This is a genomic window from Stenotrophomonas sp. SORGH_AS_0282, from assembly GCF_030818125.1.
GTDB lineage: Bacteria > Pseudomonadota > Gammaproteobacteria > Xanthomonadales > Xanthomonadaceae > Stenotrophomonas > Stenotrophomonas rhizophila_A.
In genome coordinates this window covers 1,453,977-1,466,344 of record NZ_JAUTAB010000001.1, presented here as the reverse complement: position 1 = coordinate 1,466,344, position 12,368 = coordinate 1,453,977, and the positions used below count along the sequence as shown (strand labels likewise).

The window sequence follows — 12,368 nt, the reverse complement described above, 5'->3', positions numbered from 1 at the left end:
CTCCCCCCAAGGAATCGAGACAGCCTACCCGAAAAAGTGAGACGTGCGTCAGGTCATTCCGGTTTAGCGTTGGCCAGACGTGCCATCCGCTGGGCGTCGGCCAGAATGCCGCGCAGCAGCCGCACTTCCTGTTCGCTCAGTTCGGTGCGCAGGAACAGCCGGCGCAGTTTGCGCATGGCCGAATCCGGGGCGCGGCCCTTGTGGAAGTCGATCTCGTCCAGGGTCTGGCCGAGCTGGCCGAACAGGCCTTCGACCTGGGCGTGGCTGGCCGGCTGTTCACGATGTTCAGGATCGGCCGGCGCGGCCGCTTCCACCCCACCCAGGCTGGCCATGCGCAGCTCGTAGGCCAGCACCTGCACGGCGGCGGCGAGGTTCAGCGAGCTGAACTCCGGGTTGGAAGGAATGTGCACGGCCAGGTGGCACAGCTGCAGTTCTTCATTGGTCAGGCCGGTACGCTCGCGACCGAATACGAAGGCGACCTCGCCATCAACCTCGGCCGCCTTGGCCAAGGCGCGCTGGGCGGCCACGCCGGGCAGCAGTTCTTCCAGCTGGACGCGGCGGGCGCGGGCGGTGCAGCCGAGCACCAGCCGGCAGTCGGCCACGGCTTCGGCCAGGGTGGCCACGACCGGGGCGTCGCCCAGCACGTCCTCGGCGCCGGCCGAGCGGCGGAAGGCTTCCTCATCCAGCGGCTTTTCGGGGGCGACCAGCACCAGCCGGCCCAGTCCCATGGTCTTCATGGCACGCGCGGCGGCGCCCATGTTGCCGGGGTGCTGGGTGCCCACGAGGACGAAACGGATGCGGGAGGGAGCGGATTCAGTGGACATGAACAGGCCAAACGCGAGCAGGACAGTCACAAATGGTAAACTGTGTGACCGGCCTCTGCGCCGGGACCGCTCTTTTCCCCCGCCAGTACCCCCTACTCTGCCTTTCCGGGAGCTTTTCGCCATGCAGAAACCCGCCGTCACCGTCATGGTCAAGGCCGCCCGCCTCGCCGGCAACGTGCTGTTGCGCAACATCAACAAGCTGGAGGCGTTGAACGTCGTGCAGAAGGGGCGCATGGACTATGCCAGTGAAGTCGATGCGGATGCGGAAAAGGTGATCGTCAAGGAACTCAAGCGCGCCTATCCCGAGTACGGGATCATGGGCGAGGAAGGCGGCGTGCAGGCCGTCAACCGCTACATGTGGGTCATCGACCCGCTCGACGGCACCAGCAACTACCTCCGCGGCTTCCCGCACTACTGCGTCTCCATTGCGCTGGTCGAAAACGGCGAGCCGATCGACGCGGTGATCTTCGATCCGCTCCGCAATGAGCTGTTCACCGCCAGCCGTGGCGCCGGTGCGGTGCTGAACGACCGCCGCATCCGCGTGGCCGACCGCAAGGACCTGGCGGGCGCGATGATCCACACCGGCTTCGCCCCGCGCGAGCGCAATCGCACCAGCGCCCAGCTGAAGGCGGTGGACGCGCTGCTGGTCCACGCCGAAGACGTGCGCCGCACCGGTTCGGCCGCGCTGGACCTGGCCTACGTGGCCTGCGGCCGCGCCGACGCCTACTTCGAAGCGGGCGTGAAAGCCTGGGACATCGCCGCCGGCGTACTGCTGGTCCGCGAGGCCGGCGGCCGCGTCTGCGACTTCAAGGGCGCCACCCCGGGCCGCATGGACAGCCGTGGCCCGGAAACCCAGCAGATCGTGGCCGGCAACGTGAAGAACACCGACATCCTGCAGAAGGTGCTGGTCAACACCGGCTACGCTGCTGAGTTCGACGCGAAGTTCTGATCGGATTGATGTGAGATTCACGCGACGGCGCCTTCGGGCGCCGTTTTTTTTCCTCCGCGCGTAGAGCGTTGGCTGTTCCGTTGTTCCCGCGCGGGGCGAGGACGGGGATGCCCTGGCCGGACACGCGTGAACCCATCCATGGGGCTTATCGCAGCATCCATGCTGCTCAAAGTCCGGCCAGGGCATCCCCGCCCTCGCCCCCTCAGTTCTCTGCGACGACCGGATACAAGATCAAAAGCGGAACGCGCGCGAACCCGATTCGTTCGGGGAGCTGTGGCTCGATCGATCCTGTGCCACCTGCCTTTGACTTCCTGTCCGCCGATGCACAACCGTCTGGGGGAGCGGGGTGGAGGGGGTAGCGGGGCTTTGAGCAGCATGGATGCTGCGATAAGCCCCATGGATGGGTTCACGCGTGCCCCGCTACCCCCTCCACCCCGCTCCCCCGCGCGCAGAGAATGAAAACGCTAGTCCCCCAGCGCGGAAAGCCCGACAGGCGAAGGCTTTTTGCATTGGGCACCGACCAATGCCGCAAAAGAAAACGCCCGACCAAAGGCCGGGCGTTCGCAGCAAACTTCCAGGACCGCATCAGGCCACGGTGTTGCTGGCGGCCTTCAGCGCGGCAATACGCTCTTCCAGCGGCGGGTGGCTGAGGAACAGCTTCTTGGCAGTGGCGCCGGCGATGCCGAACGCGGCGATCTGGGTCGGCAGGGTGCTCTGGCCGTGATTGAGCTTCAGGCGCTCCAGTGCGGCGATCATCTTCTGGCGGCCGGCCAGGTGCGCACCGCCCGCGTCGGCGCGGAACTCGCGATGGCGCGAGAACCACATGGCGATCATGGTCGCGAACAGGCCGAACACCATTTCCAGTACGAACACGATGATGAAGTAGGCAAAGCCGCGGCCGCCGCCTTCGCGGTTGCCCGACAGCGCACTGTCGATGATGCCGCCGACCACGCGCGCCAGCACGATCACGAACGTGTTGAGCACGCCCTGCAGCAGCGCCATGGTGATCATGTCACCGTTGGCCACGTGCGCGATTTCATGGCCCAGTACCGCCTCGGCCTCGTCCTCGCTCATGTTCTGCAGCAGGCCCGTGGAGACCGCCACCAGCGCGTTGTTGCGGTTGGCACCGGTCGCGAACGCGTTGATTTCCGGCCCGTCATAGACCGCCACTTCCGGCATGCCGATACCGGCTTCGCGCGCCTGGCGCTCCACGGTGGCCAGCAGCCAGCGCTCGGTCTGGTTGCGCGGCTCGGTGATCACCACCGCGCCGGTGGAACGCTTGGCCATCCACTTCGACAGCAGCAGCGAGATCAGCGATCCGCCGAAGCCGAAAATGGCCGCAACCACCAGCAGGCCGCTCATGCTTGCCGGATCGATACCGGCCAGGCGCATTACGAAGCCTGCCAGGATCAACACGGCGAAGTTGGTCGCGAGGAACAGGGCAATACGACTGAACATGGGAAAAGGACGCTTTCAGGTGGGTGTTGCTGCAAATCTGCGGGGACTTCATGTTGAATTCAAGTCGCAACCTGACCGACGATTCATAGTTCATGTCCATGACTGCCTACCGCGGGCGCTTCGCCCCCTCGCCCACCGGCCCCCTCCACGCCGGCTCGCTGCTCGCCGCCTTCGGCAGCTGGCTGCTGGCCCGGCACGCCAGTGGCCAGTGGCTGGTCCGGGTCGAAGACGTCGACCCGCCCCGCACCGTGCCTGGCGCCATCGACCAGCAATTGGCGGCCTTGGCCGCCTTCGGCCTGGGCAGCGACGACGCCATCGTCCACCAGAGCCAGCGCGACGCCCTCTACCAGGCCGCGCTGGACCGCCTGCTGGCCGAGGACAAGGCCTTTGCCTGCCACTGCAGCCGTACCGAACTGGCCGAGCAGCAGGGTATTCATCATTACTGCGTGGCACGTACTGAACGCGCCCGACCGGCCATCCGCCTGCGCGTGCCGCCGGGCAGCGTGGTCGCGTTCGACGACGGCCTGCGCGGCCGGATCCGCCAGGACGTGCATGCCATGGTCGGCGACTTCGTGCTGCGCCGGGCGGACGGCTACTGGGCCTACCAGTTGGCCGTGGTGGTCGACGACGGTGACCAGGCCATCACCGACGTGGTACGCGGCGCTGACCTTCTCGATTCCACGCCGCGCCAGATCCTGCTGCAGCAGGCACTGGGGCTGCCCACCCCGCGCTACCTGCACCTGCCGCTGCTGCTGGAGCCGGACGGGCTCAAACTGTCCAAATCCGCCGCCGCGCGCCCGGTCGATGCCGATCATCCCCTGCCCGCCCTGCAGCAGGCCTGGGCGCAGCTTGGCCAGGATGCCGCACGCCTGCAGAGCTGCCGCTGCGTTGCCGAGCTCCTCGAACGGGCCATTGCCGGCTTCGACCCGGCGCGATTGCCACCGGGTGACATCCGCCTTGACGCCGACGCCTGCTGAGCCGCCCATTTTCCGCCGCGATGTTGCAGAATCGCTGTCCCCCCCCTGTTGGCCCCGGAGTAGCTGCTCATGACATCTCGCGTCGCACTGGTCACCGGTGGTACCGGCGGTATCGGTTCCGCCATCTGCCAACGTCTGGCCGACCAGGGCCATCGGGTTGCCACCAACTACCGTGACGAGGCCAAGGCCTTGGCCTGGCGCGAAAAGATGCTGGCGCGCGGCTGCGACGTCGCGATCTTCCCTGGCGACGTCTCCGATCCGGATACCGCCGAACAGATGGTGCACGCGGTGGAAGCCGCACTGGGCCCGGTCGAGATCCTGGTCAACAACGCCGGCATCACCCGCGACACCACCTTCCACCGCATGCGCGCCGACCAGTGGCACGACGTGATCAACACCAACCTCAATTCGGTGTTCAACGTGACCCGCCCGGTCATTGAAGGCATGCGCCGCCGCGGCTGGGGCCGGGTGATCCAGATCAGCTCGATCAACGGCCTGAAGGGCCAGTATGGCCAGGCCAACTACGCCGCCGCCAAGGCCGGCATGCACGGCTTCACCATCTCGCTGGCGCGCGAGAATGCCGGCTTCGGCATCACCGTCAACACCATCTCGCCCGGCTACGTCGCCACCGACATGGTGATGGCCGTGCCCGACGAGGTACGCGCCAAGATCATCGCCGACATCCCCACCGGCCGCCTCGGCAAGCCCGAGGAAATCGCGTACGCCGTCGCCTTCCTGGTCGCCGAAGAAGCCGCCTGGATCACCGGCTCCAACCTCGACATCAACGGCGGCCACCACATGGGCTGGTAACGGTTACACCGTTGCCCCCACCACAGGTTCCCACGGCCGGCGCTACCGGCATAGCGCCAAAAAAATGCTGCACTTCACCCGCCCACCCACCGCAGGAGGAGCCCCCTTTTGTTAAAGGGGGCGCGCCGAAGGCGCGGGGAATAGGAGGCATGCCGCCGGGGCCCACGTTTTGCGCAGCAAAACGTGGGCTGCGAAGCAGGGCCCAGCGCAGCGCCGGTTGCGCAACCTCATTTATGTTGCAGTCTTTGCTGCGCAGCATGACCAAGCGCCACAAGTGACCAAAGGCGGTTGCAACCTGTGCTGCGCTGCGCCATGCTTCGCCCTTACGCTGACGAGTGATTGCTTCATGGCTGCGAACCGCATCATCAAGAAGTATCCCAACCGCCGTCTCTACGACACCGAGATTTCCAGTTACATCACCATCGAGGACGTGCGCCAGCTCATCCTGGACGGCGAGGACTTCGAAGTCCGCGACGCCAAGAGCGGCGACGACCTGACCCGTTCAGTGTTGCTGCAGATCATCGCCGACCAGGAACAGGACGGTGAGCCCATGCTCTCCACCCAGCTGCTCAGCCAGCTGATCCGGTTCTATGGCGATTCGCTGCAGGGCTTCATGGGCAACTACCTGGAGCGCAGCATGCAGGTCTTCCTGGACCAGCAGCAGCAGTTCCGTCAGCAGATGGGCAACCTGCTCGGCCAGACCCCGTGGGCGATGATGAACCAGCTCACCGAACGCAACCTGGAGCTTTGGCAGGACTTCCAGCGCAACATGGGCGGCGGCTTCGGCCCGCGTCCGCCGGGTACCCAGACCGGCACCGGTACGGGCACCGGCAAGCCCGAATCCCCCACGGCCGGCAAGACCCGCCGTTGACTGCTTCGCCCGGCAGCGCGGGGCCGCATGAAAAAAGGCGCAGCCTCACGGCCGCGCCTTTTTCATTTGCGCCCCTGGAAATCAGCGCTTGGGTTTGGCGCAGCCGGTGCAGATCCGCTCCACCTGGTAGCCCTTGGCGCGCAGCTTTTCGACGACGCCATCGTCGCCCAGCAGGTGCAGCGAGCCCACCACCACCAGCGTGCCGCCCTGCCCGGCCTTGAGCTGCTGCTCCAGCTTGGGTACCCACGCATTGTTGCGGTCGGTATTGATGCGCTTGTACAGCTGCGGGTACTCGCCGCGCATTTCCGCGGCCATCGAGGTCCACAGCAGCTTGTCGTCGCCACGGCGCCAGGCATCGTGCAGCTTGCGACCCATCGCATCGGCCTCGCTGGCCTGGTCCAGCGCCTCGGCCACCATCTGCTGCTGCTCCTGCGCGGACATGCCGGAGAGCACCGCCACCTGCGTATCGATGTCTTCCAGGCCGCTGGTCGGCTTGCCCGCATCGGCGGCGCGCGTCATGAAATGCCGGTCCAGCCCCAGCGCCGGGTCCAGGCCCATCTTGGCGAACTGCGACAGCGTGATGGTCAGCCCGACGAACCAGGGCTTCATGCCCTGCAGCTGTGCCAGCGGCAGGTTGTTGTCGCGCGCGTAGGCCTGCAGCTTGGTCCAGGTGGCGTCGTCCAGGTCACGCCTGAGTTCGCTGCCATCGGTGCGCATCGCCGCCTGCAGCATCTTGCGGGTCAGGTCCGGCGACTGCATGTCCTGCGGCGAGAGTTCGAACACCACGCGCTTGGACGCCGCGAAGGCCTGGTCCACGTCGGCCGCCAGCGGGTAATCGTCGGCACGCAGCAGATGGAACGAGCCCAGCAGATACACCCGGCTGTCGCCCGGGCCGGTCACTTTCCACAGCAGCGGCACCGGCGCGGTGGATTTTGCCGCCGGGGCGGCGGCCATCGTGGCTGCGCTGCCCAGCAGCAGGCTGGTAGCCAGCAGCAGCGGGGCCGCCAGTCGCTTCAGCATCGTCATGCTCAAACCCCTCCCTGGGGTGCGTGGTAGGCCTGCTCACCGGCTTCGACCTTCAGGTCCAGGCGGTTTTCCGGCGGGGTCAGTGGGCACGTGGCGAACGGCGTGAACGCACACGGCGGGTTGTAGGCGTGGTTGAAATCAATCACCACCTTGCCGCTCGCATCGGGTGCGGGCAGGTCCAGGTAGCGGCCAGCCGGGTAACTGCCATGGCCGCTGGTGCGGTCGCCGAAGATCACGAACAGCTCGCGCCCCGGCTCACCCAGCGCTTCCAGCCGCCAGGTCTTTCCATCGCGCTCGAATTCCAGCGCACCCGAATTCGGCATCTCGGTGGTGAGGCCGGTGATGTCCACGATCGGCAGGGTCTTGCCGGCCGGGTGCGGAACAAACCGCGCGCTGATGCGCCAGTCCGGACCACCCGTCCAGTAGTTCAGGCCAGTGAAGCCGGTGCGCGAATAGGCGTCGGCATGCTTGACCCGCAGCGCATAGCGCTCGCCACGGTGGATCAGGCTGAGCTGGCCCTTGCCATCATCGAAGCCGATAAGCGTAGGCGCCGGATCGCGGTCGCTCTGGAAACGGATCTGCCCGGTGAGCGGCTTGCCGTCCACGGTCAGTGCCGTGCCGCGCTCCGGGGTGAAGGTGAGTATGTCGCCACGGTGCGCCACCATGCCCAGCTTGGCCGGGCCCACGGCCAGGCGGATGCCGCTGCCGGGGCCGCTGCCGATGTAGTGCGCCTTGTGCTCCAGCCAATGCAGGCCGACCAGGCTGGTCCAGCCATCGGGCGCGTGCAGCTCGGTGTAGCGCTGCTGTCGCCATTGCTGCTGTTCGGCGGCGAATGCCGGATCCACCGCCGCCGGCGCCGGCGCGGCTTCTTTATCGCCACACCCTGCCAGGCCCAGCGCCAGCACTGCCGCGCCAAGTCCCCATCCCCAAGTACGCATCGTGCTCCCCTTCAACGTCCGCGCAGGAACCAGCGGTCGATTTCCGCCAGTGAAAAACGGGCCCAGGTGGGCCGGCCGTGGTTGCATTGGCCGGACCGCTCGGTAATTTCCATGTCGCGCAGCAGCGCGTTCATTTCCGGCAGGGTCAGCCGCCGGTTGGCGCGCACCGCACCGTGGCAGGCCATGGTCGACAACAGTTCGTCGCGCGCACTGGCGATGCGCCGGCTCTGGCCGTGCTCGCGCAGGTCGGTGAGCACATCGCGCAGCAGCCCTTCCGGCTCGGCGTTGGCCAGCAGCGCGGGAATGCTGCGCACATGCAGCGAACCGGGACCGGACCGGGTGATCTCGAACCCCAGCGCGGTCAGCGTATCGGCTTCGCGCTCGGCGGTATCGGCATCGCGCTCGCCCACTGCCAGGGTGATCGGCACCAGCAGCGGCTGCGCATGCAGGCCGGTGGCATCGTGCGCGGTCTTCAGCCGCTCATAGCCGATCCGCTCGTGGGCGGCATGCATGTCCACCACGATCAGGCCTTCGGCGTTCTCGGCCAGGATGTAGATGCCGTGCAACTGCGCCACTGCATAGCCCAGCGGCGGCACGCCACTGTCGGCCGCGGTGACCGGCAGGCCCTGCTCGCTGGGCATCGGCGGCAGCGAGGCATCGCTGCCGGCCGGGCGCGCGTACAGCGCGGCGTAGGCCGACGGGGCATCGGCCACGCGCAGGCCCAGCGGCGACTGCTGCGGGCGCCAGGCCGTGTTGCCCATGCCGCCACCGCCACCGCCCGCCAAAGCGTACCCCGTGCCGGCCGCCGCACTGGCATAGGCAGGCGCGGCAGCCTCGGCGACGCCCTCGCTGCCCGCACCCGTCGCGGTCATGCCCGCACGGGTCTCAGCCAGCGCTTCCTTCAACGTGCGGTAGACGAAGTCATGGATCAGGCGGGAATCACGGAAACGCACCTCGTGTTTGGCCGGGTGCACGTTGACATCCACCCGGGTCGGGTCCAGCTCCAGGAACAGCACGTACGCGGGCTGGCGGCCATGGAACAGCACATCGCCGTAGGCCATCTTCACCGCATGGGCCACGCTGCGGTCGCGCACCGAACGACCGTTGACGTACAGGTACTGCTGGTCGGTGCTGGCGCGCGAATAATGCGGCTGCGCGATCCAGCCATGCAGGCGCAGGCCGGCACCGCTGTGGTCCACGCGCATGGCCTGGGTGGCGAAGTCTTCGCCCAGCGTTTCGCCCAGCCGCGCATCGGAATACAGATCCCCCGGCTTGTAGCGCCGCGACGGCTTGCCGTTGTGCGACACGCGCAGCTCCACGTCCGGCCGCGCCAGCGCCAGCGAACGCAGCCATTCTTCGATATGGCCCAGTTCGGTCCGCTCGGCGCGCAGGAATTTGCGGCGAGCCGGCACGTTGTAGAACAGCTCGCGCACTTCCACCGTGGTGCCCGGTGCATGCGCGCGCGGGGTGACTTCGCCCAGCTTGCCGCCTTCGATCTGCAGCGCCGAGCCATGCTCGTCACCGCGCCGGCGCGAGGCCAGGGTAAAGCGGCTCACCGACGCGATCGACGGCAGCGCCTCGCCACGGAAGCCCAGCGTGGCCACCGCTTCCAGGTCATCCAGACTGGCGATCTTGCTGGTGGCATGCCGCGACACCGCCAGCGGCAGTTCTTCTGGCGCGATGCCACCGCCGTCGTCACGGATGCGGATCAACCGCACCCCACCCTCTTCCAGGTCGATATCCACGCGCGTGGCACCGGCATCGAGCGCGTTTTCCACCAGTTCCTTGACCACCGACGCCGGGCGTTCAACGACTTCGCCCGCGGCGATCTGGTTGATGAGGATTTCGGGAAGCTGGCGGATGGTCATGCGGGAATGATATCCGGATCGTGGGGATGGATTCCGATATCGATTGGCCAATGGGCCCATGGTCGATTGAGCCCGATCCCCATGGGCCCGTAAAAATTCGTAGCCCCGGCCGTTGGCCGGACACCGCGCGCAGCGCGGCCCAAGCGTCCGGAGCCGACGATTCATCGGTTGCGGCCTTCCCCCCGGCGTTTACGCGTTCCGAAGACGCCCGTCAGGCGTTCATGACGCCTGATAGGCGGTTTCGTTTCGGGTTTACACCCGGATGCATGGCCGCCATCGAGAGCAGGTCGAGCTCCGGACGCTTGGGCCGCGCTGCGCGCGGTGTCCGGCCAACGGCCGGGGCTACGAACCGTTACGTAACGTCCGGATACCCGGATCAATCGACCATGGGCCCCAGTGGGTACGTTGGGGCCGGGCAGACGCCACAAGAAAACCCGCCGAAGCGGGTTTTTATTTGCTGCCGCCAGCGACCGTACTGGCGGCGTCTATCTCGGCTTGGGCGCGGGCCGCGTACAGCGTACCCGGTGGCGGCTGGCGGCTGAAGAACGTATGCACGCCATCCAACACCGCACCAGCGATCTGGCGCTGGTAGGCCGGGTCCATCAGGCGGCGCTCTTCGTCCGGGTTCGAGATGAAGGCCGTTTCCACCAGCATCGCCGGCATGTCCGAGGTGCGCAGCACCGCGAAGTTGGCCCGTTCAATCGCCGGCTTGTGGTTCTTGCCGATCCGCTTCAGCCCGCCCAGCACATGCCCGGCCGCGTCTTCGGAGGCCTTCATGTAACCGCTCTGGGCCAGGTCCAGCAGCACATTGGCCAGCGTGCCCTCGGTCTGCTGCAGGCGCACGCCACCGACCAGATCGGCCGCATTTTCCTTGTCCGCCAGCCAGCGCGCACGCTGCGACGACGCACCCTTGGTCGACAGCACGTATACCGACGAACCCGTCGCCGCGCGGTTTTCCGCAGCATCGGCGTGGATCGAGATGAAGATGTCGGCCTTTGCCGAACGTGCCTTCTGCGCGCGCATCGGCAGCGGAATGAAAACGTCGGTATCGCGGGTCAGGAACGCCTTCAGGCCCGGCGTCGCATTGACCTGGCGCGCCAGCTCGCGCGCCACCGCCAGCGTGATGTCTTTTTCGCGCTTGCCGGTCGGCCCCACCGCGCCCGGATCCTGGCCGCCGTGGCCGGGATCGATCGCCACCACCAGCGGGCGCATGCCCGACTGCATCTTGACCCGCGACGCATCGCTGGGCATCACCGGGCGCGGCGGCTGCGCCGGCACCACGGTGGCCGGCACCGGGGTCGGTACGTTGGCCGCCGTCGGCTGGCCGGCCAGGATGGCCGCGGGCGACGCGGAATTGCTGGCCGCGTTGGCGGTGCCGGCCGCTGCCACGTTGACCGTGGTTGCGGTGGGCGCGGCCGGGGTCGGCACCGGCGTGGCGGCGCTGACGCTGGCCTGTTGCCGCACCGACGCGGTCAACAGCGCCGTGGCGCGGGCGGCATCATTGCGCGCCTGCGCCGCTTCGGCCGGCGTCGGCGGCAGGGTCTGGGTGGTTGCAGGAACGGGCGTGGTGCTGGTCTGCGTCGCCATCGGTGCAGGCGCAGGCACGGTGCCTGGCACCGTGCTGTTCGCTGCAGTAACCGGCGCCGGGGCAGCGGGCACGGGCGCGCGGGCCACGCTGGCCGGCGCATCGCCCGGCCACTCGATCACCAGCCGCGAATCCTCGCCCTGCTTGACCAGCTGCGGCTTGAACGGCGCCACCGATTCGGCCAGGTCGAACACCACCCGGAACGTGCCGGGCACGGGCTGCCCGGTGCGTACCGCCGTGACCACGCCCTTGGGCGCAGGCAGCTTGAGGTTGCGCACCGCGCTGGAATCGGGGAAATCGACCACCAACCGGTTCGGGCCGGCCAGGGTAAGGGTCTTGTAGCCGCCGCTGCCGGACAGCGCGATCTCGGCGCGGGTGCCGGTCGAACCGGTCTCCAGGGCCACCTGGCGGACTTCGCCCGCCCACGACATCGCGCTCGCCAGACAGAGTCCGACGGCGGCGCAGATGGCAGTGAGTGGCTTCCCCATTGGCATGGGTACGGATTCAATCACTGCGCTGAATGAAAAGCAACACCTTTTCCCTTAATAATCCGTAACCTGGGGGTGTTTCCTACTGTCAGCCGACAGAAAGGGCCTGCAAGTCGCCCCCTTGCGGGAGCCGTTCCAGCCATTCATGTCCTGCCGCACTGGCCGCGCCCAGCCGCACGCGACGGCCCTGGCCCTCGATCTCCAGCGCCACGATCAGGTCGGTGGGCGGCAGTGCGCCGGCCCCGCGCTCGGGCCATTCCACCAGCCACAGCGAGGCACTGCCCTCGTCCAGGCCGAGGAAATCCAGTTCTTCAGCCTGCCCGATCCGGTACAGGTCCAGGTGCCACGCTTCATGACCGTCGCTCAGCGGATAGCGCTCGACCAGCGTGTAGGTGGGGCTGCGGACGTTGCCCTGCACGCCCAGCGCGCGCAGCAGCGCCCGGGCCAAGGTGGACTTGCCGGCACCCAGGTCACCTCTCAACTCAACCACCGCGTGCGGGGGGCGTGTGGCCGCCAGCCATTGGCCGAGCAGGTCGGTGTCCTGCGGTTGTGCCAGGAAGAACTCAATCATGGG

Annotated in this window: 11 protein-coding genes; 4 read left to right on the top strand and 7 right to left on the bottom strand. The window is 67.5% G+C overall.

Going from position 1 to position 12,368, the window contains the following annotated elements; translation table 11 throughout:
- Positions 1 to 53: 53 nt before the first annotated feature.
- Entirely contained in the window at positions 54 to 824 is a 771-nt protein-coding gene (locus QE395_RS06420; protein ID WP_068854708.1) for an RNA methyltransferase, read from the bottom strand.
- A 121-nt stretch (positions 825 to 945) separates the two neighbouring features.
- Here QE395_RS06420 and QE395_RS06415 point away from each other — a divergent pair, with 121 nt between their 5' ends.
- Positions 946 to 1,773, top strand: a complete 828-nt coding sequence (locus QE395_RS06415) for an inositol monophosphatase family protein (protein WP_068853263.1) — start codon at positions 946 to 948, stop codon at positions 1,771 to 1,773.
- 585 nt (positions 1,774 to 2,358) lie between these two features.
- On the opposite strand, the gene htpX is transcribed toward QE395_RS06415, so the two are convergent.
- A complete protein-coding gene (gene htpX / locus QE395_RS06410) occupies positions 2,359 to 3,231 on the bottom strand; it encodes a protease HtpX (protein WP_068853266.1) in 873 nt (290 codons plus the stop codon).
- Between the two features lie 92 nt (positions 3,232 to 3,323).
- On the opposite strand from htpX, the gene gluQRS reads away from it, so the two are divergent.
- From gluQRS to phaR, 3 genes are all read left to right on the top strand, one after another.
- Positions 3,324 to 4,208: a tRNA glutamyl-Q(34) synthetase GluQRS gene (gene gluQRS / locus QE395_RS06405; RefSeq protein WP_306988060.1), complete on the top strand. Its 885-nt coding sequence runs from the start codon at positions 3,324 to 3,326 to the stop codon at positions 4,206 to 4,208.
- A gap of 69 nt (positions 4,209 to 4,277) precedes the next feature.
- Positions 4,278 to 5,018, top strand: coding sequence for a beta-ketoacyl-ACP reductase (locus QE395_RS06400; protein WP_068853270.1), 741 nt, complete (start codon positions 4,278 to 4,280; stop codon positions 5,016 to 5,018).
- Positions 5,019 to 5,364: 346 nt separating this feature from the next.
- Positions 5,365 to 5,889: a polyhydroxyalkanoate synthesis repressor PhaR gene (gene phaR, locus QE395_RS06395; RefSeq protein ID WP_306988058.1), complete on the top strand. Its 525-nt coding sequence runs from the start codon at positions 5,365 to 5,367 to the stop codon at positions 5,887 to 5,889.
- An 81-nt stretch (positions 5,890 to 5,970) separates the two neighbouring features.
- Here the strand turns inward: phaR and QE395_RS06390 are convergent, their stop codons facing one another.
- The 5 genes from QE395_RS06390 to tsaE all read right to left on the bottom strand — a co-directional run bounded on the left by QE395_RS06390 (position 5,971) and on the right by tsaE (position 12,365).
- Positions 5,971 to 6,915 carry a TraB/GumN family protein gene (locus tag QE395_RS06390; RefSeq protein WP_306988056.1) on the bottom strand — a complete coding sequence of 315 codons (945 nt, stop codon included), beginning with the start codon at positions 6,913 to 6,915 and terminating at the stop codon, positions 5,971 to 5,973.
- Between the two features lie 2 nt (positions 6,916 to 6,917).
- A complete protein-coding gene (locus QE395_RS06385; RefSeq protein WP_306988054.1) occupies positions 6,918 to 7,853 on the bottom strand; it encodes a DUF1684 domain-containing protein in 936 nt (311 codons plus the stop codon).
- A gap of 11 nt (positions 7,854 to 7,864) precedes the next feature.
- Entirely contained in the window at positions 7,865 to 9,721 is a 1,857-nt protein-coding gene (gene mutL, locus QE395_RS06380; protein WP_306988052.1) for a DNA mismatch repair endonuclease MutL, read from the bottom strand.
- A 450-nt stretch (positions 9,722 to 10,171) separates the two neighbouring features.
- Positions 10,172 to 11,794 (bottom strand): N-acetylmuramoyl-L-alanine amidase, encoded by a 1,623-nt coding sequence (locus QE395_RS06375; protein ID WP_306990443.1) that lies wholly within the window; start codon positions 11,792 to 11,794, stop codon positions 10,172 to 10,174.
- Between the two features lie 88 nt (positions 11,795 to 11,882).
- Complete coding sequence (tsaE, locus tag QE395_RS06370; protein ID WP_306988049.1) at positions 11,883 to 12,365, bottom strand: tRNA (adenosine(37)-N6)-threonylcarbamoyltransferase complex ATPase subunit type 1 TsaE; 483 nt, start codon at positions 12,363 to 12,365, stop codon at positions 11,883 to 11,885.
- Positions 12,366 to 12,368: the final 3 nt, after the last annotated feature.

Bases quoted from the DNA above. Each gene is read 5' to 3' on its own strand.
- QE395_RS06415 (WP_068853263.1), top strand. From the start codon at position 946: ATGCAGAAACCCGCCGTCACCGTCATGGTCAAGGCCGCCCGCCTCGCC.
- QE395_RS06390 (WP_306988056.1), bottom strand. From the start codon at position 6,915: ATGACGATGCTGAAGCGACTGGCGGCCCCGCTGCTGCTGGCTACCAGC.
- QE395_RS06375 (WP_306990443.1), bottom strand. From the start codon at position 11,794: ATGGGGAAGCCACTCACTGCCATCTGCGCCGCCGTCGGACTCTGTCTG.
- QE395_RS06400 (WP_068853270.1), top strand. From the start codon at position 4,278: ATGACATCTCGCGTCGCACTGGTCACCGGTGGTACCGGCGGTATCGGT.
- gluQRS (WP_306988060.1), top strand. From the start codon at position 3,324: ATGTCCATGACTGCCTACCGCGGGCGCTTCGCCCCCTCGCCCACCGGC.
- htpX (WP_068853266.1), bottom strand. From the start codon at position 3,231: ATGTTCAGTCGTATTGCCCTGTTCCTCGCGACCAACTTCGCCGTGTTG.
- phaR (WP_306988058.1), top strand. From the start codon at position 5,365: ATGGCTGCGAACCGCATCATCAAGAAGTATCCCAACCGCCGTCTCTAC.
- tsaE (WP_306988049.1), bottom strand. From the start codon at position 12,365: ATGATTGAGTTCTTCCTGGCACAACCGCAGGACACCGACCTGCTCGGC.
- QE395_RS06385 (WP_306988054.1), bottom strand. From the start codon at position 7,853: ATGCGTACTTGGGGATGGGGACTTGGCGCGGCAGTGCTGGCGCTGGGC.
- QE395_RS06420 (WP_068854708.1), bottom strand. From the start codon at position 824: ATGTCCACTGAATCCGCTCCCTCCCGCATCCGTTTCGTCCTCGTGGGC.
- mutL (WP_306988052.1), bottom strand. From the start codon at position 9,721: ATGACCATCCGCCAGCTTCCCGAAATCCTCATCAACCAGATCGCCGCG.